Here is a 22,357-nt window from a genome sequence, read left to right as displayed (position 1 = left end):
GGGCCTCGCGCCCGCTTCTTCTAGGCCGCGATCGTCGACCGACGGAGATCAGTCTCTTCGCGGGTGCGGGTCCGCATCGCATCCAGCATCGCCGGTGAGATGTGCTCGAGACCGAACTGCCGGGCCTGAACGATGGCCCTGCGGATGACTTCCGCCTCGGAATCGGCGCGGATGACCCGGCGGCAACCGGGAATTACGCCTGAACAATCCAGCTCATACATGAGATCCTCCCTGATCCGTCACGACTAGAGCAGGGAAAACGTCCGATCTTTTAAATGGTTCAAGTTCAAGGGGAAATTTCGTCGCCTGTCAGGGCCATTTCACTACGGGCGGCATCGACGACAGGATCGAATTGACGTTGCCACCGGTCTTCAGGCCGAACAGCGTGCCCCGGTCGTAGAGCAGATTGTACTCCACGTAGCGGCCACGGCGAATGAGCTGCTCTTCACGATCGGCCTCGGTGAACGGCTGCACGACATTCTGCCGGACGATGTGCGGATAGACGACGAGAAACGCCTTGCCGACATCGCGGGTGAAGGCGAAATCGGCATCCCAGCCACCGGCCTCGTCGGACGAGTGCAGCCAGTCATAGAAGATGCCGCCGACGCCGCGCGCCTCGTTGCGATGCGGCAGATAGAAATAGGTGTCGCACCATTCCTTGAACTTGGCGTAGTCCGCAACGCCCGAATGGCGGTCGCACACGAACTGCAGCGCCTTGTGGAAGGCGAGCGTGTCGCGGTCGTCGTCGATCCTGCGCCGGTCGAGCGTCGGGGTGAGGTCGGCGCCACCGCCGAACCACTGCCGGGTCGTCACCACCATGCGGGTGTTCATGTGGACGGCAGGCACGTTGGGATTGCGCATATGGGCGATCAACGAGATGCCGGAGGCCCAGAAGGTCGGATCCTCTTCGGCGCCGGGGATCTGCTTGCGGAACTCGGGCGAGAACTCGCCATGCACCGTCGAGGTATGAACGCCGACCTTCTCGAAGACGCGGCCATGCATCATCGACATCAGGCCACCGCCGCCCTCGTTCTCGCGCGACCATTCGGTCTGTTCGAACCGGCCGGGCTCCAGTCCGGTCTCCTCGCCGAAACCGTCCTCGATCTCCTCGAACACCTTGCAGATGCGGTCGCGCAGGGCTTCGAACCAGGCCTGGGCGGTCGCCTTCTTGGTTTCGATGTCTTCGGGAAGCCCCTCGGGCAAAGTCGGCCGTTCCATGCGACGCACTCTTTTCGCTGCTGGCGGGACGTCCCGCACTGACTGTCTGGCACTTGCGCCGGTCACCCGGATCGTTGCGCCGCCGGTCTTACAGGCACGACATCTGGAGCCGAACCGCAAAATGCCAACCTCGTGACGAGGCGGAGGAACTCCGTTGTGCCGGTATCGCGCGATTCGCAAAAGCGTTCGCTGCCCGCTATCTTGTGGGTCCTGACGATCGGAAGTTCGAGAGACGACCAGCATGTCCCGGTTGACACCGCCGCCGCTTGGCGGTCTTTCCCGCCAGCTCAAACGGACGCGCAGCTCACGCGGCGTTGGCCGCGACGCCAGCAGAATGGCGGGATCGGCAGGTGACAGCTTCGTGCGCGAGACCTTCATCCTGCCGCGCGACGCCGCGCGCAACAAGGCGCGCGAATGGCTCGATCGCTACCCCAAGGCGGCCTACTGGACGTCGGTGGAAAGCTGGCGCGCCTTGCCGGAGGGCGACATCGAATTCACCATGCGCCGCTTGCCCAGCGCCGACTGACGGCGAAAGCACGGCCGATCGCAGCGCGTCTTGGGCTGCGGCGTTTCAGAGCCCCGCCTGAACTGCGATGTAGCCGGCATAGGCGACGAGCATGACCGCCGCCATCGGCCGTCCGATGGTGCGGAATGCAAACAGATAGACCAGCATGGCCACCGCGATCGCGGCCATGATCGGCCCGTCCCAGATGGCGAAGCGGCCTGATACGGTGATCGGGGCGATTACCGCGGTCGCGCCGAGAATGCTCAGGATGTTGAAGATGTTCGAGCCGACGACGTTGGCGAGAACGACTTGCGACTGCCGCTTCCATCCGGCGATGAGCGCCGTCGCCAGTTCGGGCAGGGACGTTCCGATCGCGACGACGGTCACGCCGATCACGGCTTCCGATACGCCGAAGTCGCGAGCGATGCCGACCGCGCCCGTGACCATCAGCCGGGCCCCGACCACCAGCATCACGATACCGGCGACCACGCGGAGCAGCGCCGGCAGGAGCGCGGGGCTTTCTTCGTCGTCATCGCCGTCCGCGTCGGCGCGGTCCGAGCCTTTCGCACGCCGCCGCCGCTTTTGCTCCAGCGCATAGGTGGTGAAGAGGTAGACGGCGAGCACGGCGAGGAGGCCGGCGCCTGCGAGCCGGCCGATATTGCCGGTCAGGAACAGCACCACGGCGATGAGCGAGGCCACGACCATCATGATCAGGTCGCGCCGGATCGCTGGATCGCTGTTGACGACCGGCGCGATGAGACCCGCAGCGCCGACGATCAGCAGGACATTGGCGATGTTGGAGCCGACGACGTTGCCGACCGAGATGTCCGGCGAACCGGAGAGCGCCGCCTGCACGGAAACCAGCAGTTCCGGCGCCGACGTGCCGAAGCCCACGATGACCAGGCCGACGACCAGCTTCGAGATCCCGTAGCGGGTGGCGATGGCGACGCTGCCGCGAACCAGAAACTCGCCGCCACCGAACAGCAGGATGGCACCGGCGACGAGGGAGGCGATATCCCAGACGATCGGCAATGCGGTCTCAACCCGAAATTCGAAGGCAGCAAGCCCGGTGATGGTTCAGGCGAGTTGCCTGTCCGACACCGACGATGTGGGAAGCCATCCGAGTTCCGCCAAGCGCCGCGGGCGCTGGATGCGGCATAAACCGCATCTCGAACGCCAGCGACAAGGCGCCGCGGACGAATGGGGTAATTGTAAGAGGGGAAGGGGGAGAGAAGCCATCGCGCGTAATGGGCGATGACAGGCTGCGGAACATCGTCGACGCCAGCCGGTTTCGTTGATCAGGGACCAGCGACAGTGCCGCGCCTGGAACGGCGCGGCTTCGCGATCAGCGTGGATTGCTGCCCGGCTGCGGCATCTTCGCTTCGGCAACCTGCAGACGCTCGAGTTGCTCGCGGATCGACTGTGGCAGTCCTGTCGGCGCCGAGAAGCTTGGCGTGTTCTGAAGAAAACGCGCGATCTCCGACTGGCGCCGTCTGTTCGAAAGCGTTCTGGCCAGTTCACTCATTTCATTGGCCTTTCAGGTAGAAGAGAGCAAAGTTCCAACGTTGGACAGGCAACGTGCCTTTCGCAGGTCGGTTCCTCATATTGCTTGGATTTGCTTAATTGGACGCTAACGATGACGATTCCGACTTGAGTTATTGTTGCCACCGTAACTGTCGAAGAACTTCACCAGCCGCCATTCCGGCGGCCACGGCCAGATTGATCGACCGTCCGCCACCCTCCATCGGGATCGTCACGCTCGCGTCCGCGGTCGCATGGATGGCGTCGGTCACGCCGGCGCTCTCGCGACCGAACATCAGGACGTCACCCGGCTCATAGGTGAAATCCGTATAGATTTCGGAACTGCGGGTCGTGAACAGCACGATACGCCGTCCGGCCGCGCGGCGCGCCGCATCGAACGCGGCGAAATCGACGTGCCGAACCAGCCGCGACATGGCGAGGTAGTCCATCCCCGCACGCTTCAGCGCCCGGTCCGACAGGTCGAAGCCGGCCGGTTCGATGATCTCGACCGGCAAGCCCAGACAGGCTCCCAGCCGCATAATCGTGCCGGTGTTTCCGGCGATGTCGGGCTGGTACAGCGCCAACGAGATCCCCGGCCCTTCCTGAAATAACTTGTCGGTGCTGTCTGGTTTCACGATGCTGTCGCTCGCCTGCGCTGTCCGGCCCCGTGATTCCGCAGCCAGGCTTCCTATATCCCGAATATGTCGGCGATGCTCCTGACGGGGCGAACGCGCCATCCTTCGCAACGACGACACAGTCTGCAGTCACATGTCCGGCGGCATGGTCGCCGGGATCCGGGAGCGCCGCTCCGTCGCAATTCGGGTGTTCCCGGAGCGGCCGGAACCGCCCGACACACCGATTGGAAAGCCTTTTTGATGTTCTCGTTGTTCGAGAGGATGGTGGAGCCGTTCCCGCCGCGGGATCTGACCACGCCGCCGCAGGGCGGCCTGTTCCGTTTTGTCTGGTTCTACGCCAAGCCCGTCTGGCCACTGCTCGTCGCAACCGCGATCCTGACCTCGCTGATCTCGATCGTCGAGGTCTCGCTGTTCGGTTTCCTCGGCCAGATCGTCGACTGGTTCTCCGGCGTCTCGCGCGAGACCTTCATGGCCGAAAACGGCCTGACGCTGGCGCTGATGGCGGCGGTTGTGCTGGTGCTGCTGCCCGGCCTCGTCTTTCTCGAAGGGCTCGTCACCTTCCAGGGCCTGGCCGGCAATTTCCCTATGCGTTTCCGCTGGATGGTGCATCGCTGGATGCTCGGCCATTCGATGGGCTTCTATCAAGACGAATTCGCCGGACGGATCTCGACCAAGCTGATGCAGACCGCGCTCGCCGTGCGCGAGACGGTGATGAAGTCGATCGACGTCTTTCTCTATGTGGTTGTCTATTTCACCGGTATCGTCGTCCTCGTGGCCGCGGCCGACTGGAAGCTGGTTCTGCCCTTCGCCGCCTGGGTCGCGATCTACGCGCTGATCCTGTGGTACTTCATCCCGCGCCTCGACCGGGTCTCGCAGAGCCAGGCGGATGCCCGGGCCGAGATGACCGGCCGCGTGGTCGACGCCTACGCCAATGTCGCGACCGTCAAGCTGTTCGCCCACACCCGGCGCGAGGCCGACTACGCGCAGCGCTCCATGCGCGGCTTTCTCGGCACGGTCTACGGTCAGATGCGACTGGTGAACCTCTTCTACGTCTCGCTCTACGCGCTGAACTCGCTGCTGCTCTTCGCCGTCGGCGCCCTGTCGATCTGGCTGTGGCACGGCGAACTGGTCAGCGTCGGCGCCATCGCCGCGGCGATCGGCCTCGTTCTGCGGATCAACGGCATGTCGCAATGGATCATGTGGGAGGTGTCGGCGCTGTTCGAGAACATCGGCACGATCCGCGACGGCATGTCCACCTTCACGCTCCCGCACGCCATCACCGACCGCAGGACCGCGCCCGCGCTGGTCGTCGACCGCGGCGAGATCGCCTTCGAGAACGTCGCCTTCCACTATGGCCGCGGCGACGGCGTCTTGCAGGATTTCGAGCTGACGGTTCGGCCAGGCGAGAAGGTCGGCCTTGTCGGGCGCTCGGGGGCGGGCAAGTCCACCATCCTCAATCTTCTCCTGCGCTTTCACGACGTGGAATCCGGCCGCGTCCTGATCGACGGGCAGGATATCGCGACGGTGAAGCAGGAATCGCTGCGCAGCCAGATCGGCATGGTCACGCAGGACACCTCGCTGCTGCACCGTTCGATCCGCGACAACATCCTCTACGGGCGGCCCGACGCCGGCGAGGCCGATCTTCTGCGCGCCATCGAGCGCGCCGAGGCGGCCGACTTTATCGCCGAACTGCCGGACATCGAGGGACGCAGCGGGCTTGATGCGGAGGTCGGCGAGCGAGGCGTCAAGCTCTCGGGCGGCCAGCGCCAGCGCATCGCCATTGCCCGCGTCATGCTGAAGGACGCGCCGATCCTGCTTCTCGACGAAGCCACCTCGGCACTGGACTCCGAGGTCGAGGCGGCGATTGCCGGCAATCTCTACCGGCTGATGGAAGGCAAGACCGTCATTGCGGTTGCCCATCGTCTCTCGACCATTGCGGCACTCGATCGGCTGATCGTTCTCGACGAGGGCCGCATCGTGGATGAGGGCACCCACTCCGAACTGCTCGACCGGGGCGGCCTGTACGCGCAATTGTGGACCCGCCAGACGGGCGGCTTCCTGCTCGGTGACCCCGACGCAGGTGCGGCCTCGACCATAAGGGCCGCCGAATGATGGACCGCTTTCTCCGGCGCTTCGAGACGCTGCTCGATCCCTTCGAGGATCAGGGCGAGGACCGCGAGGATGCGCGGCTCAATCGCACCGGCCATCTGGCCCCGCTGCCGTCGGAGATCAACCGCTTCATCTGGCACTTCGCCCGTCAGGCGAAATGGCCACTCGGGGCTCTGCTGATCACGGGCGGGCTGACTGGGGGCATCGAAGCAGCGCTCTATACCGGCGTCGGCTGGTTGATCGACGCGATGGAGCGGTCCTCGCCGGCGACGTTCCTGGCGGAGAATTTCTGGCTGGTGGCGATTCTCGCCTTCCTGACGCTGATCGGCCGCGCCCTGGTGCTGTTTGCCTCCTCGGTGCTGGAAGAGCAGGTGATCTCGCCGAGCTTCTACAATCGAATCCGCTGGCAGAGCTATCGCCGGTTGATGGAGCAGACCTACACCTTCTTCCAGAACGACTTTGCCGGACGGCTGTCGCAGAAGGTCCAGCAGGTCGGGCAGGCCACGGGCGACTTCATCACGACGATCCTCCAGACCTTCTGGTCCTTCGTTACCTTCATCATCCTCACCGTCAGCATCCTCGGCGCCATCGACTGGCGTATGGCGATGGTGCTGGGCCTGTGGACGCTCGGCTATCTCTGGATCATCCGCAATCTCCTGCCGAAGATCCGCGAGAACGGCCGGGCGGCCGCCGAGGCCCGGTCCGTCGTCTCCGGCCGCGTCGTCGACAGCTTCACCAATATCCTCTCGGTGAAGCTGTTCGACTCGTCCCGGCGCGAAGATGCCTTCGTCAAGGACGGCTTCAGCTACCTCGTCGAGGCGGTGCGGCGCATGACCCGGGCGCTCACCGGCGTGCGCACCGCGGTCGCCGTCCTCAACGGCCTGATGATGACCGGGGTCGGAGCCGTCGCGATCCTTGGCTGGCAGGCGGGCAGCGTCACCACCGGCGGAGTTGCGATCGCACTGGGCCTGGTTCTGCGCCTCAACCAGATGTCGGGCTGGATGATGTTCAATATCAACGGTCTGGTACGCAATTACGGGACGATCCAGGATGCCGTGGCCACCGTCACGGCACAGCCCGCGCTCATCGACCGGGCGGATGCCCAGCCGCTGACGGCGACGCGCGGCGGGATCCGCTACGAGAACGTGACGTTCCACTATGGCAAGGGCGGCGGGATCATCGAGGATCTGTCGCTCACGATCCGGGCCGGAGAGAAGGTCGGGCTCGTCGGCCGCTCCGGTGCCGGCAAGACGACGCTCGTCAACCTGCTGCTGCGGCTCTACGACCTCGAGGGCGGCCGAATTCTGATCGACGGGCAGGACATCGCCGCGGTGACCCAGGCCTCGCTGCGCGGTGCCGTCGGCGTGGTGACGCAGGACACGTCGCTGCTGCACCGCTCGATCCGCGACAATATCGCTTATGGCCGGCCCGGCGCCGACGATGGCGATATCCTGTCGGCGGCCGAGCGCGCCAGCGCCGAGGAGTTCATTCCGGGGCTGCGCGACCCGAAGGGCCGCAGCGGCTACGATGCCCATGTGGGTGAGCGGGGCATCAAGCTCTCGGGTGGCCAGCGCCAGCGGATCGCGATTGCCCGCGTCCTCCTGAAGGACGCCCCGATCCTCGTTCTCGACGAGGCGACCTCGGCGCTCGATTCGGAGGTGGAGGCTGCCATTCAGGACAATCTGTCCGCCATGATGCAGGGCAAGACCGTGATCGCCATCGCCCATCGCCTGTCGACGCTGGCTGCCATGGACCGGCTGATCGTGCTCGACGAGGGGCGGATTGTGGAGCAGGGGACTCATGCCGCGCTGGTCGCGGGCGGAGGGCTGTATGCCAGCCTGTGGGCACGCCAGTCCGGCGGCTTCCTCTACGCGGGCGACGCCACGAGGACCGAACCGGTTCCTCAGGAGGCCGATCGCGCCGCTGTATGAAGGCCAAGACTAGTCCGCCGGCACCCACCCGGCTGCCCTGAGGCTTGTGATCGCACAGCGACACTTGGACCTTGGAGCCCTTCCAGTCTGGACAAGCGCCAAGGTTCGCGCATAGAAACGCCCGAAATCGTAATCCTGTCAGGAGCGTGGCGATATTGCGTCATGTCTCCTCTTGCCGCACGGGGTCGAATCCGCAACAAGCGGGGCGATCCGCGCACGATCAGTCAAGGAGTGGCAGCCGCCGTGAGCCTCAACGAAACCACCGAACCCAGCCGTCGGGATTTCCTCTACATCGCCACTGGTGCGGTCGGCGCAGTCGGCGCGGCGGCGTTGGCCTGGCCGTTCATCGACCAGATGAACCCCGATGCCGCGACGCTCGCTCTCGCCGAGATCGACGTCGATGTTAGCCAAGTCGAGGTGGGCCAGTCGATCACCGCCAAATGGCGCGGCAAGCCGATCTTCATCCGCCAGCGCACGGAAGCCGAGATCGAAGAGGCCCGCGCGGTTCCGCTCGAAGAGCTGAAGGATCCGATCGCCCGGAACGCCAATCTGTCGGGTGACGCGCCGGCGACCGACGAAAACCGTGCGACAGACGGCAAGGAAGCCTGGCTCGTGATGGTTGGCGTCTGCACGCATCTCGGCTGCATCCCGCTCGGCAATTCCGGGCCCTTCGACGGCTGGTTCTGCCCGTGCCACGGTTCGGCCTACGACACGGCAGGACGTATCCGCCAGGGGCCGGCCCCGACGAACATGGACATCCCGCCCTACACGTTCACGTCCGACACCACTGTCCGCATCGGCTGATCCGGGAGAAGGTTACCCATAATGAGCAGTCATTCTTCCTACGTTCCGTCGAGCGGTGTCATGCAGTGGATGGACGCCCGTCTGCCGCTGCCGCGTCTCGTCTACGATTCCTTCGTGGCATATCCGACGCCGCGCAACCTGAACTACGCCTACACCTTCGGCGGCATCCTCGCGATCTTCCTGGTCTCTCAGATCCTCACCGGTGTCGTCCTGGCCATGCACTACGCGGCCTCCTCGGGCATCGCCTTCGAGTCGGTCGAGAAGATCATGCGTGATGTCAACTGGGGCTGGCTGCTGCGCTACATGCACGCCACCGGCGCCTCGTTCTTCTTCATCGCGGTGTATCTGCACATCTTCCGCGGCCTCTATTACGGCTCGTACAAGCAGCCGCGCGAAGTGCTCTGGATCCTCGGCGTGATCATCTTCCTCCTGATGATGGCGACCGCCTTCATGGGCTACGTTCTGCCGTGGGGCCAGATGTCCTTCTGGGGCGCCACGGTGATCACCGGCTTCTTCACCGCCTTCCCGCTGATCGGCGATCCGATCCAGCAGTTGCTGCTCGGCGGCTTCTCGGTGGACAACGCCACGCTGAACCGCTTCTTCTCGCTGCATTACCTGCTCCCCTTCATGATCGCCGGCGTCGTGATCCTGCACGTCTGGGCGCTGCATGTGACCGGCCAGACCAACCCGACCGGCGTCGAGGTCAAGTCGTCGAAGGACACGGTTCCGTTCACCCCGCACGCCACGGTCAAGGACGGTTTCGCGATGGTCGTGTTCCTCGCGATCTTCGCCTATTTCGTCTTCTACCTGCCGAACTTCCTCGGCCATCCCGACAACTACATCGAGGCGAACCCGCTTAAAACGCCGGCTCACATCGTTCCGGAATGGTACTTCCTGCCGTTCTACGCGATGCTGCGTGCCATCACCTTCAACATCGGCCCGATCGACTCCAAGCTCGGCGGCGTGCTGGTGATGTTCGGATCGATCATCGTCCTGTTCTTCCTGCCGTGGCTGGATACCTCGCGGGTGCGTTCGGCGGCATATCGTCCGATCTACAGGGTCCTGTTCTGGGTCTTCGCCTTCGATTGCGTGTTTCTGGGCTGGCTCGGTGCGAAGCCGGCGGAGGGCATCTACCCGACGCTCGCCCTCATCGGTACGATCTACTACTTCGCGCACTTCCTGATCATCCTGCCGATCCTCGGTCTCGTGGAGAAGCCGAAGAAGCTGCCGAACTCGATCACGGAGGCCGTGCTGGCCAAGCATGGCGGCAGCGGTCGGCCGGCCGGCGCGACTGCTTCACCAGAGACCAAAGGCTGAGCTCGGACGGCTTCGGAGAGAACATTCCATGATTAGACTATTGTCAGCCCTGCTCGCGGCCGGCGTCTTCACCGCTCCGATGTCGGTGGCGATGGCTCAGGACGCACAGTCGGAAGCAGTCGAGGCCCAGGCCGACGCCATTGGCACGGCAGCCGAGGGTGCGGCGGCCGAAGGTGCAGCCGAGACCGAGGCGGAACACGAGGCCGCAGCCGAAGGGGGGCACGGCGAAACGCCGCATTACCCGCTTCGCAAGCCGGAAGAGATGAGCTGGAGTTTTGCCGGCCCGTTCGGCCACTACGACCTCGGCCAGCTTCAGCGCGGTCTGAAGGTGTACAAGGAAGTCTGCGCGTCCTGTCACTCGATGAATCTCGTGGCGATGCGTACGCTGACCGATCTCGGCTACAGCGACGCCCAGGTGAAGGCCTTCGCCGCCGAATACACCGTCCAGGACGGCCCGGATGATTCCGGTGAGATGTTCGAGCGGCCCGGTATCCCGTCGGATCACTTCCCGGCGCCGTTCCCGAACCCGGCAGCCGCCGCCGCGGCCAATGGCGGTGCCCATCCGCCAGACTTCTCGCTGCTCGCCAAGGCGCGCGCCGTCGAACGGGGTTTCCCGACCTTCGTGTTCGACATCTTCACCCAGTATGCCGAAGGCGGTCCGGATTACATCCATGCCCTCTTGACCGGATATGGCGAAGAGGCACCCGCCGATATCACGATCCAGCCGGGGACCTACTACAACCCGTACTTCCTCTCGGGCCCCGCTCTGGCGATGCCGCCGCCCTTGTCGGACGACCTGATCGAGTATCCGGATGGGGCACCCCAGACCGTCGAGCAGTATTCGCGCGACGTGACCGCCTTCATGATGTGGGCCGCCGAGCCGCACATGGTGGAGCGCAAGGCAACCGGCCTGATCGTGATGGTCTTCCTGATCATCTTCGCCGCGATGCTGTTCCTGGTGAAGCGCCGGGTATGGGCGGGCACGCCGCACTGATCGTCGTCGACGACGACGTGAACGATGACGGAATCGAAGGGGGCTACGGCCCCCTTTTTCCTGCGCCGGTGCAAGGGCAGCATGTGCCCTGCCGACCCGTTCGCATGATCCACTTCAGCCAAGGAGACGCGTTGCATGTATATCGCGATGAACCGCTTCAGGGTGCTGGCGGGCGCCGAACAGGAGTTCGAAGCGCTCTGGCTCAACCGGGAATCCCGGCTGCAGGACGTGCCGGGCTTTGTCGAGTTCCATATGCTGAAGGGCTCGGCCAGCGAAGGCCATACGCTCTATGCCTCGCACACCGTCTGGCGCGATCATGGTGCGTTCGAAGCCTGGACGCGATCCGAGGCGTTCCGCGCCGCTCACGGCAAGGCCGGCGGTACGCGCCCACTCTATGACGGGCATCCGCAGTTTGAAGGCTTCGACGTGATCCAGACCATTGGACGAGAGGACGGGGCGTGAGCACGAGCAAAGCCGCTTCGATGGCCAAGGGCTTCGACCTCACTGCGGCGATCCGGACCATCCCGGACTACCCCAAGCCGGGCATCCAGTTCCGCGATATCACGACGCTTCTGGCCGATGCGGATGCATTCCGCGGCGCCGTCGATGCGCTGGTCGATGGTCATCGGGACGAGCAGGTCGATCTCGTCGCCGGCATCGAAGCCCGGGGCTTCATCCTCGGCGGTGCGCTCGCCCACCAGCTCTCCGCCGGCTTCGTGCCGATCCGGAAGAAGGGCAAGCTGCCGCACGATACGATCCGCGTGGCCTACAGCCTCGAATACGGCGTCGACGAGATGGAGATGCACCGCGACGCGGTCCGTCCGGGCCAGCGCGTGCTGCTCACCGATGATCTGATTGCGACCGGCGGCACGGCAGAAGGTGCGGTCAAGCTGCTGCGGGAACTCGGAGCGGAGATCGTCGCGGCCTGCTTCGTTATCGATCTGCCCGATCTGGGCGGGCGCAAGCGGCTCGAAGCGCTCGGCGTGCAAGTGCGTACGCTGATCGCATTCGAAGGCGACTGACGGCGCGGGCGGCAATGGCGGGCTGACTTTCCAGTCAGGTGGTCGCCAGAGCCACGCAGGACGCCCGGCTTGTCTCGGCCGTGGCGCAGAAATCGCGCAGGAGGTAGGCGCCGAGATCGGCGGCTTCCATCGGGCGGCTGAAATAATAGCCTTGGAACTGGTTGCAGGTCATTCGGGTGAGGATGTCGATCTGTTCGGCATCTTCGACGCCTTCCGCCGTCACGCTGAGATCGAGCACGCGGCCGAGCGCCAGGATCGTTTCCAGGATTCCGTGGGCAATCCGATCGTCCTTGATCGCGTTGACGAAGGACCGGTCGATCTTCAGCTTGTCGAACGGGAATTTGCGCAGATAGGAGAGGCTGGAATAGCCGGTTCCGAAATCGTCGAGCGCGATCCGTACGCCGAGCGACCGCAGCCGATGCAGCACCGTCACGACCGCCTCCGGGTCGTCAATGAACAGGCTCTCCGTGATTTCCAGTTCGAGCCGGTCCGCCGCAAGGCCGGAACTGGCGAGTGCGTCTTCCACATCCGTCATGATCGTGCCGTGCCGGAACTGATCGACCGAGACATTGACCGCCACGGTCAGATGATCGCCCCATGAGGCCGCGTTGCGGCACGCTTCGCGCAGGACCCAGGCGCCGATCCCGCAGATCGCGCCGGTCTGTTCGGCGAGCGGGATGAAATGGTCGGGCTGGACGCGCCCGTGCAGGGGATGCTCCCACCGGACAAGGGCCTCGAACCCGAGCGTCTGGCGGGTGCGGCTGTCGACGATCGGCTGGTAATTGAGAACGAGTTCGTTGCGTTCGACGGCACATCGCAGATCGTATTCGAGGCGGTGCCGGTCCCGCAGGCGCTGTGCCATCTCGCTTTCGAAGAAGCAGAAGGTGTTCTTACCGGCTGCCTTGGCCTCGTAGAGCGCCAGGTCGGCGTTGCGCAGGAGGTCGTCGGGATTGGCGCCATCGAGCCCCGGAAAGGCGATGCCGACCGAGCAGCCCACATTGGCCAGTTCGGCGCCAAGGCTGAAGGGCGTCGCGAAGCACGCCAGAATGGCTGTCGCCAGACTGTCGGCCGAGGCCGTATCAGGCGCCGAGTGGGCGACGATGGCGAACTCGTCGCCGCCGATCCGCGCCACCATGTCGCCCGGCTCCACGATACGCAGCAGACGGGCCGCGACCTGCCGCAGGAGCTGGTCGCCGGTGAGGTGACCATTGCGATCGTTGATCAGCTTGAAATTGTCGAGGTCGAGATACAGCAGGCTGGAGGTTGGGCCTTGCGGCGGCGGGGACGCGCAGATGCGGTCGATCTCTTCGGCAAACCAGCTGCGGTTGGCCAGGCCGGTCAGGCTGTCGTGATGGGCGAGATAGGCGATTCGGCGCTCGGCATGCGTGGTCGCGGTGATATCCGACGCCACCCCGCGATAGCCGGTGAACGCGCCATCATGGCCGAAGATCGGCTTGCCCGTCATGGCGATCCAGGCCGCCCCCTGCGGACTGGGTATCTCGATGATCGTTTCGCGGAACGGGGTGCGTTCGAGCATCGGCTGGGCGATGGGCGACAGATCGAGGCCTTGTCCTGCGAATGTCTGGTCGCCGTTCGGTATCAGACGGTCGGTCCCGCGACCGAAGATCTGCGAGAACCGGTCGCCGCCGCGCACCAGTTGTCCGTCGTGACCCGTCTGCCAGATCCAGTCGCTCGTGCCTTCCTCGAACTCGCGCAGGAGGAGCTCGATGATCGAGGATTGTTCGGCGAGCTTCTGATGGCCTTCGAGATTCTCCTGCAGCAGTTCGCCGCGTGCGCAACTCGCGCGATAGACGATGAAGGTGAAGCCCAAGAGCAGAGCCAGGAGGAAATAGTCGTTCGTCCCCTGCGAGATGCCGAGTGCGACCACCGATCCGACGAACAGCGGGATGATGAAGGCCTGCAGGGCTCGCTTCAGCGCGGACAGCGCAAAGCCGCCGCCGCAGATCATTCCCATGGCGATGACGGCGATGACGCTCTTCGCATCACCATCGGAGGAGGGGTAGAAGGTTAGGATCGCCAGACCCCACCAGGCGCCGAGGATGAAAGCGCTTCGCACAGCATGCGCGGTGGCGCGGCTCGACGCCGACACCAGCGGTGCACGCCGCTGGAAGCGCGACCAGGCGCGGATCGAGACCAGAACGATGTAGGACAGCCCCAGGAGCCAGATCAGCGCCCAGGGAGAAAACGCCTCGCCGGATGACATGCCGAGAATGATGATCGCGTTCATCACGTTGCCGAACATCATGACCGGGGTGGTCTTGAGGATGCTCGTCAGCTGGACGCCGCGCAGACGATCAGCGGCGTGGCCCTGAGGCTCCTCCCGGGCAGGCTTGGCGGATGATGCGTCGAACATGATGGATGGGTACCGCTGACGAACTGATCCACCCATCAATGTCTGTTGCCATCTAACATTACGTAAAGTGGCGCGCGTAATCGCAGATTTTTGATTGGTTTAGGTCAAAAGTATGAGCGTAGCAGCCACGCTCCGACATCCGCGACGAAGCGGCTGAGGCTGCTGCCCGTAGCCCCGGTTGGGCGTGATGATCGAGGCTCTGTGCCGGATCGCGACGGGCGACGACGCTCAGTCGGTTCCGCAGAAGGCAGCGCCGTCGAACGAGAACACGGTGTCGCCGTGCTGATTGACGCCTTGCGTCGTGAATTCGAGGACGCCCCAGCCCTTGCGGCTGGCAGACGCCCGCTTGCCCGTCAGCGTCTGGGTGAAAGTCACCGTATCGCCGGCATAGACCGGCTTCGGCCAGACAAGGTTCTTCACGCCGGGGGAGGGGCCCATGCGCGGCGGCTGGTTGTCGGCGGCGACCCATGCTCGGCCAAGCGCAACCTGGCTCTCGACATTCAGCCGCATGCAGACACCGGCGGTGTGCCAGCCGGATGCGCACAGGCCGCCGAGAACGGACGCCTTCGCGGCGTCTTCGTCGAGGTGGAAGGCCTGCGGGTCGTATTTGGCCGCAAAGCGCTTGATGTCTTCGGCGAGGAAGGTGTGCGAGCCCATCTCACGGGCTTCGCCGACGATCAGACTGTCCCAGAAGGTCATGCGGCGAGGCCCTCCCGCGTCAGAGCGAGCAGGGTGTAGGCGCTTTCCAGAACCGTCTCGCCGGTCTGGTTGCGCAGATCCGTCGTGATCTTGAGGATGCCAAGGGTCGGACGCTTGGAGGACAGGCGGCGGGACACCACGCGGGCGGTACCGTGAAGAACGTCGCCCGGGCGGACGGGCCGCTTCCACCGGACGTAATCGACACCGGGCGAGCCCTGCGACGAGGAGTCGAGAATGTAGGCGTCGGCCATCATGCGCATCATCATCGCGCAGCTATGCCAGCCTGAAGCAGACAGACCGCCGAGGAGCGTGTCCTTCGCCGCCTCTTCATCAAGATGGAAAGGCTGCGGGTCGAATTCGCGGCCGAACTCGATCACCTCGTCCCGGGTCACAGGATAGGGGCCGAGATCGATCTCGAGCCCTTCCGTGAAGTCCTCGTATGTGCGCATCGGGCCTCCCAGTGGCGGAAAGGCTCTCCTCCCCCGCCGGATTCCGAGGGGCCGACGCAGCTCTGCGCCGGCCCCGCAAGCTCAGTTGTTGAACTTGAACATCAGGATGTCGCCGTCCTGGACGACGTATTCCTTGCCTTCGTCGCGGGCCTTGCCCGCTTCCTTGGCCGCGACCTCGCCGCCGAGCGAGACGAAGTCGTCGAAGGCGATGGTCTGGGCTCGGATGAAGCCCTTCTCGAAATCGGTATGGATCACGCCGGCCGCCTGCGGTGCCTTGGCGCCGCGCCGCACCGTCCAGGCGCGGGTCTCCTTCGGGCCTGCCGTGAAATAGGTGATCAGGTCGAGCAGCGAGTAGCCCGCCTGGATCAGCCGGTCGAGGCCGGGCTCGGTCAGGCCCATCGCCTCCAGATAGTCGCCGACTTCCTCGGCGGGAAGCTGCGCGATCTCGGCCTCGATGGCGGCCGAGATGACGACGCTCTTGGCGCCCTGCTTCTGGGCCATCGCCGCGACGGCTTGCGAATGCGCGTTGCCGCTCGCCGCATCGTCCTCGGCAACGTTGCAGACATAGAGGACCGGCTTGGAGGTCAGGAGGTTGAGCGTCTTCAGTTCGCTGCGCTCCTCGGCATCCATCCCGGCCAGGAGCACGCGGACCGGTTCGCCGTTCTGCAGCTTGGCCAGCGCCGCTTCCATCACGGGGAGGGCCTGGATCGCTTCCTTGTCCTTGCCGGTCGCCTTCTTGCGGGTCGCCACGATGCGGCGCTCCAGGCTCTCGAGGTCGGACAGCATCAGTTCGGTCTCGACCGTCTCGGCATCAGCGACGGGATCGACGCGACCCTCGACATGGACGACGTCGTCATCCTCGAAGCAGCGCAGCACGTGGACGATGGCGTCCACCTCGCGGATGTTGGCAAGGAACTGGTTGCCGAGGCCTTCGCCCTTGGATGCGCCACGCACCAGTCCGGCGATGTCGACGAAGGTAATCCGCGTCGGCAGGATGTTCGCCGACTTGGCGATGCCGGCGATGTCCTTCAGCCGCGGATCGGGAACCGGCACGTCGCCGGTGTTCGGCTCGATCGTGCAAAACGGATAATTGGCTGCGGCCGCGGCCGCAGTCTTGGTGAGAGCGTTGAACAGCGTCGACTTGCCGACATTCGGCAGGCCGACGATCCCGCATCTGAAACCCATGGGGTGGTCCTTCGAAGATGGTCGTGTCTGACGCGTATCGCGCCGATCTTGGGGGCTGTTTGCAGCCTTCGCGGCGAGGGGTCAACTCTGCCGCCGCCCGGGAAGGCGGCGACGGTCAGTCCTTGCCGAAGAGCCGCTTCAACATGTCGGCCATCGGGCCCTTGTCGGGCACCTTCACTTGCGGTGGCGCCCCGCGCGCCTGACGAATGTGGCTGCGCCCCTTGGGCGGGCCCGCGGGCTTGCTCGCGCTCGCCGCACCCTTGGCGCCCGACGGCTCGTTCGAGCTCGTGGAAAGGCTGACCTTGTTCATGAACATCGCGTCCTCGCCTTTGGCGAGGCTGTCGACATGGCGGGCGACGGCTTCGATGAACGGCTCCAGCCATTCGCGGTCGACCTTGGCGAAATCGCCGAGGACATAAGGAGAGACGGCGTCCTTGTTGCCCGGATGGCCGATGCCCATGCGCACGCGGCGGTAGTCCTTCGTGCCGAGATGGGCGTCGATGGAGCGCAGGCCGTTATGGCCGCCATTGCCGCCGCCGGTCTTCACCCGCAGCTTGCCGGGCGGCAGATCGAGCTCGTCGTGGATGACGACGATCTGCGACGGCTCCAGCTTGAAGAAGCGCGCGGCGTCGCCGACCGAGCGGCCGGACTCGTTCATGAAGGTCTGGGGTTTGATCAGGACGACCTTCTCGCCGCCGATCTGGCCCTCGGAAATTTCCGCCGAGAACTTCTTCGACCAGGGGGAAAAGGCCGGGTCGCGGGCGATCTCTTCGAGCGCCATGAACCCGATATTGTGGCGATTGCCGGCATAACGGGAGCCGGGATTGCCCAATCCTGCGATCAGCAACATCGCCCGGCTCCTTTCTGTTTCGTTCGGCGTTGAGCCGAAGCTGGGACTTACTTGTCCTCGCCGGACCCGTCTTCGCTGACCTCGGTGGCCTCGACCGCATCGGCCTCGACCTCGGTGGCCTCGTCATCCTCGGACCGCAGGGCGGCCGGGGCGGCGATCGTCGCGATGGTGAAGTCGCGGTCGGTGATCGTCACTTCGACGTTCTTCGGCAGGGTGAGTGCCGAGGCGTGGATCGAGTCGCCGATTTCCAGACCGGTCAGGTCGAGCGTGAAGTACTCCGGAATCGCGCTGGCCGGGGCATGGACCTCGACCTCGTGGCGGACGACGTTGATGACACCGCCGCGCTTGAGACCCGGGGATGCTTCCTCGTTCTCGAAATGCACGGGAATGTTGACCGTCACGCGGGTCTTCTCGGAGACGCGCAGGAAGTCGACATGCATCAGGAAGTCGCGGACCGGCTCCAGCTGATAGTCCTTCGGCAGGACTGAAATCTTCTGGCCGTTGACCTCGATGGTCGCGACGTGGGTCATGAAACCGCCGGCGTGAAGCGCCAGGAAGGTTTCCTTGTAGGGGATGGCGATCGGCAGCGGGTCCTGCTTGTCGCCGTAGATGACTGCGGGGATCATACCGTTGCGGCGAAGATGTCTGGCGGCCCCCTTGCCGACCTTCTCGCGCGCCTCGGCCTTGACCGTAAAGGTCTCGCTCATGGCTTTGTCCTTCGTGCTGTGAGGTGGTCGGTCAGACGGTGTGCCTGAAACGACGAAGAGCGGACCTGCGAGGGACCGCTCAACTCCGCGCTGCCTCCAAGGGTGTCTGCGCGGACGCCGTGCCTATACCCCAAGGCGCGCGGATGGACAAGACAGCGCCGTGAATGGCGGCCCTAAGGGCGGGCTGCGTCAGTCTTGTCGGCCTGCGAAGCTTTCCAGCCATCCGGCAGATCGGGATTGCGGGTATAGCCCGGGCCGATGGTGAGTGGCGCGGGCGGCATCACCGCGTCCGACATCTGCGAGGTGACCGTGAAGCTGTCCTCGAACAGCACGGCCCCGTCGCCGTTCTGCACCAGGCGCACGTCGACGCGGTAGGGCCGCCCCTTGACGATCCCCCGCAGGGGCGGCGTGCGCAGGGCGTAGCGCGTCGTGCGGGCGGTGAGCTTCGCGCTGACCGGGATCGGCGGGCCGCCGCCAGGATCCTCGAACACCGCCTCGATGCGCGAATAGCTCTTCACCGGCCGCTGCACGACCGCGGTGAAGCCATAGAAGGCCTCGGCTTCACGATAATTGAAGATGAAGCTCGAGCCGGCGATCGTCAGATAGGGACGGTCCGCGTCGGTTTCGCGGGTGAGCCAGCCGATCGCAAGAAGAATGGCGACGAGACCGACGGTGGCCGTCACAACTCCTTGCGTGCCCAACTTGCCCAGTCGCGCGAACATGGCATCTGTCCGATGGCCCGTGTGGCCAGACGCACAGTCTAGCGCAACGGAAAGCCGGCCAGAAGCACTTTATCGACGCCGTGAAGCGGCGCGGACCGGGCCGCAATGCTCAGTCGAACAGGCTCGAGACCGATTCCTCGGACGCCGTGCGGGCGATCGCTTCGCCGAGAAGATTGGCGGTGGTGACGACGCGGATGTTCGCAGCCTCGTTGATCGCCTTGGTCGGCTGGATCGAGTCGGTGATCACCAGTTCCTTGAGGCTGGACGCGGTGATGCGCGAGACCGCGCCGCCCGACAGCACGCCATGGGTGATGTAGGCCGAGGCGCTGTTGGCACCGGCCTGCACCAGCGCGTCGGCCGCGTTGCACAGCGTGCCGCCGGAATCGATGATGTCGTCGATCAGGATGCAGTTGCGACCGGTGACGTCACCGATGATGTTCATGACCTCCGACTCGCCCGGCCGGTCGCGGCGCTTGTCGACGATGGCCAGTGGCGCATCGAGCCGCTTGGCGAGCGCGCGGGCGCGGACCACGCCGCCGACGTCGGGCGAGATGACCATCAGGTTCGACAGATCCTGATGCTCCTTCACGTCGCGCGCGATCAGCGGCACGGCGAAGAGATTGTCGGTCGGGATGTCGAAGAAGCCCTGGATCTGACCGGCATGCAGGTCGAGCGTCATGACGCGGTCGGCGCCTGCCTCGGTGATCAGATTGGCGACCAGCTTGGCGGAGATCGGGGTGCGCCCGCCGGCCTTGCGGTCCTGCCGGGCATAGCCGAAATAGGGGAGTACTGCAGTGATGCGGCGGGCCGAGGCGCGGCGCATTGCGTCGATCATGATGAGCAGTTCCATCAGATGATCGTTGGCCGGATAGGACGTCGACTGGACGATGAAGACGTCCTCGCCGCGGACGTTTTCCTTGATCTCCACGAAGACTTCCTGGTCGGCGAAGCGCCGGACCATGGCCTCCCCGAGTGGCAATTCCAGATAGCGTCCGATGGATTGAGCGAGGACGCGGTTGGAGTTGCCGCTGAAGAGTTTCATCGCGTTCTTTCCGATAGCGGGTACCGGTCGGGACGGCTTGGCTATGCCGCTACGGTGGGCCATTCCGTCGCCTCCGGTTCGATGCAGGGGCTCATAGCAACATCGCGCGAAACTTCAACCCGCCGCCTTTCGCAATGCGGGATAAGTTCGGGGCATCGAGGAGGCTCAGCCGGTGCCGGTTGCGACCTGCGCCGCTTCCTGCAGCGTGCGGTCGGCGACGGCTGCGAGCGTCGACAGGCCGATGGCAGCCCACGGGTCCGCGGCGGCACCGGGAACGCTCTCCTGTCCCTGAATGCGCCGGACACGGCGGTCGCTCGCATCGAGCACGTCCCAGACATAGACGAGGGTGGTGGAGGACCCGTCGTTGAACGCCGAGAAATAGCCCTTCAGCCGGACGCTCGACGGTGCTTCGGCCGCTGGGCGGATCCTGACACCCTTGGCTGCAGCGCTTTCCGACAGGGCGCGCGCCAGAAGCACTGCCTTTTCCTCGGGCGCGCCGACAAGCGGCAGAAACTGCACTTCGCCGACGCTCTGGCCGGCGCTGACGGACGCGGGGGCAGGGCCTGCCGGCGCGGGAGCAGCCGCCAACGTCGTCGGGGCAGCCGCGACAGGCTGGGAGGACTGCGGGGCTAGCGCTGCCTGCTGCTGAACGGGCGCGATGGGAGCGGAGGACACCGACTGCTGCTGGACCGGCGGATAGGCCTGCTGGTTCATCGGCTGCTGCTGCGACATGGCCGGCTGCGGATAACCCATGGTGCTTGAGGCAGTCGGTGGGGGCGCGGCGGCGAATTGCCGGGACGGGACGGACGCGCTCATCGACCCGCTGCCCAGGGATCCGATACCGACGCTCGGCACCGGACCGTCGGGCCCGAAATCCATCGATGCCTCGGTACATCCGGAAAGGCTGGTCCCGAGACCGACCATCCCGAGCGTCAGGGCGATCATCGGCACGCGGCGGCGGGGATTGGATTCCACGGAGCTCGTTCCTTGCGACTGACGGCCAGCGTTCGACCGGGATCGTGGACCGTGAGTCGCAAGATAACGTTAAAAGGCGGTCGATTTTCTGCGAAAGCCCTGCGCCACAAGGCACGGGCCCTCAATCTGGCGTCGGCGGCCGCCTGAATCAGACCGATATCAGATCCAGGGAGAGCCGCGACAAGGGCTCGGGCGCGCCCGTCGTCGTCAGGTAGGTCCGGCCGAGGGTCATCGCCGTATCGCTGTCGGAATCCATGATGATCATGTGTGCAAAGAGGGTCATGTCCGGCACGATCGGCTGCGGATTGCCGGAATAGAACATCGGCGTGTCCATCCACGACGGCGCGTAGCGCGCCCCCAGCGAATAGCCGCAAGCGCTAAGACGGTGGCGGACGAGTTCATGGGCTTCCATCACCGCCGCATGGGCATCGAAGACATCGCCAAAGCTGCTGCCCGGAACCATCGCCGCCTCGACGGCATCCAGCGCCTCGCGTGCGGCGGTGTGCAGTTCGACATGGCGCTCGCTCGGGCGGCCGACGATCACGGTCTTCATCAAGGCGGCGTGGTACTGCGATTTGACGCCGGCCCATTCCAGCGTGAGCTGATCCTGATCGTCGAGGATGCGGCGGCCCGACTTGTACCGGCACAGCAGGGCATCGCGGCCGGAGCCGACGATGAACGGGTTGGCCGGGTAGTCGCCGCCCTGGCGCAGCACCTCTCCCTGAAGCGCCGCCAGGATGTCCGCCTCGTTGGCGCCCGCCCTGATCAACGGCAGGGCGGCATCGAACGCCTCGTCGCCGAGCCGCGCAGCCTCGCGCACGGTCTCGATCTCGGCAGGGGTTTTCACCGCGCGCAGCAGTGGGACGAGGTTCGAGGCCTCCTTCAGCGTGGCGAAGGAGCCGAGCCGCTCCTGTACCATCTGGCCGTTGGCCGCGGTCAGGCCATGGGTCGCCCACTCGACGCCGATGCGGGCACCGAGAAGGCCCATGTCGTCGAGCATGTCGCGCAGTTCGATGACCGGATCGGCGCTGCCCCGATCGCGCCAGATGCTGATCGATTCCAGCGTCGAGGTGTGACGCGCCTGCCGCAGATCGGCCGAGCGGGTGAGAAGCTGCATCTCGCCATCGGCCTTCACCACCAGGCACTGGAAGTGACAGAAGCCAAAGGTGTCGTAGCCGGTCAGCCAGTACATCGATTCCTGGGCGAACAGCATCAGTGCGTCGAGCTTCTGCTCGCCCATTTCCAGCATCAGCCGGTCGCGGCGGGCGTCGAACTCGTCGCGTGAGAAATGCAGCATC

23 protein-coding genes are annotated in these 22,357 nt (G+C 65.0%); 8 read left to right on the top strand and 15 right to left on the bottom strand.

Features of this window, described 5'->3' with window-relative positions:
- Nucleotides 1–20: 20 nt before the first annotated feature.
- Nucleotides 21–221: a DUF1059 domain-containing protein gene (locus tag SI859A1_RS13315; RefSeq protein ID WP_040325810.1), complete on the bottom strand. Its 201-nt coding sequence runs from the start codon at nucleotides 219–221 to the stop codon at nucleotides 21–23.
- Between the two features lie 88 nt (nucleotides 222–309).
- Nucleotides 310–1,218, bottom strand: coding sequence for an oxygen-dependent coproporphyrinogen oxidase (gene hemF, locus SI859A1_RS13310; RefSeq protein ID WP_040325809.1), 909 nt, complete (start codon nucleotides 1,216–1,218; stop codon nucleotides 310–312).
- A 241-nt stretch (nucleotides 1,219–1,459) separates the two neighbouring features.
- Between hemF and SI859A1_RS13305 the strand changes: the two genes are divergently transcribed.
- On the top strand, nucleotides 1,460–1,744 hold the full coding sequence (locus SI859A1_RS13305; RefSeq protein WP_081451399.1) for a hypothetical protein: 285 nt from the start codon (nucleotides 1,460–1,462) through the stop codon (nucleotides 1,742–1,744).
- Between the two features lie 45 nt (nucleotides 1,745–1,789).
- Here SI859A1_RS13305 and SI859A1_RS13300 read toward each other — a convergent pair whose 3' ends face one another.
- The 3 genes from SI859A1_RS13300 to SI859A1_RS13290 form a co-directional block, all read right to left on the bottom strand.
- Nucleotides 1,790–2,755 (bottom strand): calcium/sodium antiporter, encoded by a 966-nt coding sequence (locus tag SI859A1_RS13300; protein ID WP_009210259.1) that lies wholly within the window; start codon nucleotides 2,753–2,755, stop codon nucleotides 1,790–1,792.
- Between the two features lie 313 nt (nucleotides 2,756–3,068).
- Complete coding sequence (locus SI859A1_RS13295; RefSeq protein ID WP_024350414.1) at nucleotides 3,069–3,248, bottom strand: hypothetical protein; 180 nt, start codon at nucleotides 3,246–3,248, stop codon at nucleotides 3,069–3,071.
- 130 nt (nucleotides 3,249–3,378) lie between these two features.
- The gene (locus SI859A1_RS13290; RefSeq protein ID WP_009210258.1) at nucleotides 3,379–3,879 is read right to left on the bottom strand and encodes a tRNA (cytidine(34)-2'-O)-methyltransferase; all 501 of its coding nucleotides are present in this window, start codon (nucleotides 3,877–3,879) and stop codon (nucleotides 3,379–3,381) included.
- Between the two features lie 240 nt (nucleotides 3,880–4,119).
- On the opposite strand from SI859A1_RS13290, the gene SI859A1_RS13285 reads away from it, so the two are divergent.
- From SI859A1_RS13285 to SI859A1_RS13255, 7 genes are all read left to right on the top strand, one after another.
- On the top strand, nucleotides 4,120–5,991 hold the full coding sequence (locus SI859A1_RS13285) for an ABC transporter ATP-binding protein (protein WP_040325807.1): 1,872 nt from the start codon (nucleotides 4,120–4,122) through the stop codon (nucleotides 5,989–5,991).
- Nucleotides 5,988–7,919 (top strand): ABC transporter ATP-binding protein, encoded by a 1,932-nt coding sequence (locus tag SI859A1_RS13280; RefSeq protein WP_009210256.1) that lies wholly within the window; start codon nucleotides 5,988–5,990, stop codon nucleotides 7,917–7,919. Before SI859A1_RS13285 ends, SI859A1_RS13280 begins: the two co-directional genes overlap by 4 nt.
- A 243-nt stretch (nucleotides 7,920–8,162) precedes the next feature.
- On the top strand, nucleotides 8,163–8,723 hold the full coding sequence (gene petA, locus SI859A1_RS13275) for a ubiquinol-cytochrome c reductase iron-sulfur subunit (RefSeq protein WP_040326553.1): 561 nt from the start codon (nucleotides 8,163–8,165) through the stop codon (nucleotides 8,721–8,723).
- Nucleotides 8,724–8,741: 18 nt separating this feature from the next.
- Nucleotides 8,742–10,040: a cytochrome b gene (locus tag SI859A1_RS13270; RefSeq protein ID WP_085931398.1), complete on the top strand. Its 1,299-nt coding sequence runs from the start codon at nucleotides 8,742–8,744 to the stop codon at nucleotides 10,038–10,040.
- Nucleotides 10,041–10,131: 91 nt separating this feature from the next.
- A complete protein-coding gene (locus SI859A1_RS13265) occupies nucleotides 10,132–11,034 on the top strand; it encodes a cytochrome c1 (RefSeq protein WP_009210253.1) in 903 nt (300 codons plus the stop codon).
- Between the two features lie 135 nt (nucleotides 11,035–11,169).
- The gene (hmuQ, locus tag SI859A1_RS13260; RefSeq protein WP_009210252.1) at nucleotides 11,170–11,496 is read left to right on the top strand and encodes a heme-degrading protein HmuQ; all 327 of its coding nucleotides are present in this window, start codon (nucleotides 11,170–11,172) and stop codon (nucleotides 11,494–11,496) included.
- 20 nt (nucleotides 11,497–11,516) lie between these two features.
- The gene (locus tag SI859A1_RS13255) at nucleotides 11,517–12,056 is read left to right on the top strand and encodes an adenine phosphoribosyltransferase (protein WP_040325805.1); all 540 of its coding nucleotides are present in this window, start codon (nucleotides 11,517–11,519) and stop codon (nucleotides 12,054–12,056) included.
- A 34-nt stretch (nucleotides 12,057–12,090) separates the two neighbouring features.
- Here SI859A1_RS13255 and SI859A1_RS13250 read toward each other — a convergent pair whose 3' ends face one another.
- The 10 genes from SI859A1_RS13250 to SI859A1_RS13205 all read right to left on the bottom strand — a co-directional run bounded on the left by SI859A1_RS13250 (nucleotide 12,091) and on the right by SI859A1_RS13205 (nucleotide 22,356).
- Nucleotides 12,091–14,430, bottom strand: coding sequence for a putative bifunctional diguanylate cyclase/phosphodiesterase (locus SI859A1_RS13250; protein WP_050767539.1), 2,340 nt, complete (start codon nucleotides 14,428–14,430; stop codon nucleotides 12,091–12,093).
- A 228-nt stretch (nucleotides 14,431–14,658) separates the two neighbouring features.
- The gene (locus SI859A1_RS13245; protein WP_009210249.1) at nucleotides 14,659–15,129 is read right to left on the bottom strand and encodes a MaoC family dehydratase; all 471 of its coding nucleotides are present in this window, start codon (nucleotides 15,127–15,129) and stop codon (nucleotides 14,659–14,661) included.
- Nucleotides 15,126–15,578, bottom strand: coding sequence for a MaoC family dehydratase (locus tag SI859A1_RS13240; RefSeq protein ID WP_009210248.1), 453 nt, complete (start codon nucleotides 15,576–15,578; stop codon nucleotides 15,126–15,128). Before SI859A1_RS13240 ends, SI859A1_RS13245 begins: the two co-directional genes overlap by 4 nt.
- Before the next feature lie 81 nt (nucleotides 15,579–15,659).
- Entirely contained in the window at nucleotides 15,660–16,763 is a 1,104-nt protein-coding gene (ychF, locus tag SI859A1_RS13235) for a redox-regulated ATPase YchF (RefSeq protein ID WP_009210247.1), read from the bottom strand.
- A gap of 115 nt (nucleotides 16,764–16,878) precedes the next feature.
- On the bottom strand, nucleotides 16,879–17,613 hold the full coding sequence (gene pth / locus SI859A1_RS13230) for an aminoacyl-tRNA hydrolase (RefSeq protein WP_009210246.1): 735 nt from the start codon (nucleotides 17,611–17,613) through the stop codon (nucleotides 16,879–16,881).
- 47 nt (nucleotides 17,614–17,660) lie between these two features.
- Entirely contained in the window at nucleotides 17,661–18,320 is a 660-nt protein-coding gene (locus tag SI859A1_RS13225; protein WP_009210245.1) for a 50S ribosomal protein L25/general stress protein Ctc, read from the bottom strand.
- Between the two features lie 173 nt (nucleotides 18,321–18,493).
- Complete coding sequence (locus SI859A1_RS13220; protein ID WP_009210244.1) at nucleotides 18,494–19,042, bottom strand: hypothetical protein; 549 nt, start codon at nucleotides 19,040–19,042, stop codon at nucleotides 18,494–18,496.
- A 109-nt stretch (nucleotides 19,043–19,151) separates the two neighbouring features.
- On the bottom strand, nucleotides 19,152–20,084 hold the full coding sequence (locus SI859A1_RS13215) for a ribose-phosphate pyrophosphokinase (protein ID WP_024350429.1): 933 nt from the start codon (nucleotides 20,082–20,084) through the stop codon (nucleotides 19,152–19,154).
- 165 nt (nucleotides 20,085–20,249) lie between these two features.
- Nucleotides 20,250–21,029: a hypothetical protein gene (locus tag SI859A1_RS13210; RefSeq protein ID WP_148233843.1), complete on the bottom strand. Its 780-nt coding sequence runs from the start codon at nucleotides 21,027–21,029 to the stop codon at nucleotides 20,250–20,252.
- A 178-nt stretch (nucleotides 21,030–21,207) separates the two neighbouring features.
- Nucleotides 21,208–22,356, bottom strand: coding sequence for a M24 family metallopeptidase (locus SI859A1_RS13205; protein WP_009210241.1), 1,149 nt, complete (start codon nucleotides 22,354–22,356; stop codon nucleotides 21,208–21,210).
- Nucleotide 22,357: the final 1 nt, after the last annotated feature.

It is taken from the genome of Aurantimonas manganoxydans SI85-9A1, assembly GCF_000153465.1.
GTDB classification, from domain to species: Bacteria; Pseudomonadota; Alphaproteobacteria; order Rhizobiales; family Rhizobiaceae; genus Aurantimonas; species Aurantimonas manganoxydans.
The sequence above is the reverse complement of the archived record's forward strand: the minus strand, read 5'-3'. Positions and strand labels throughout refer to the sequence as shown.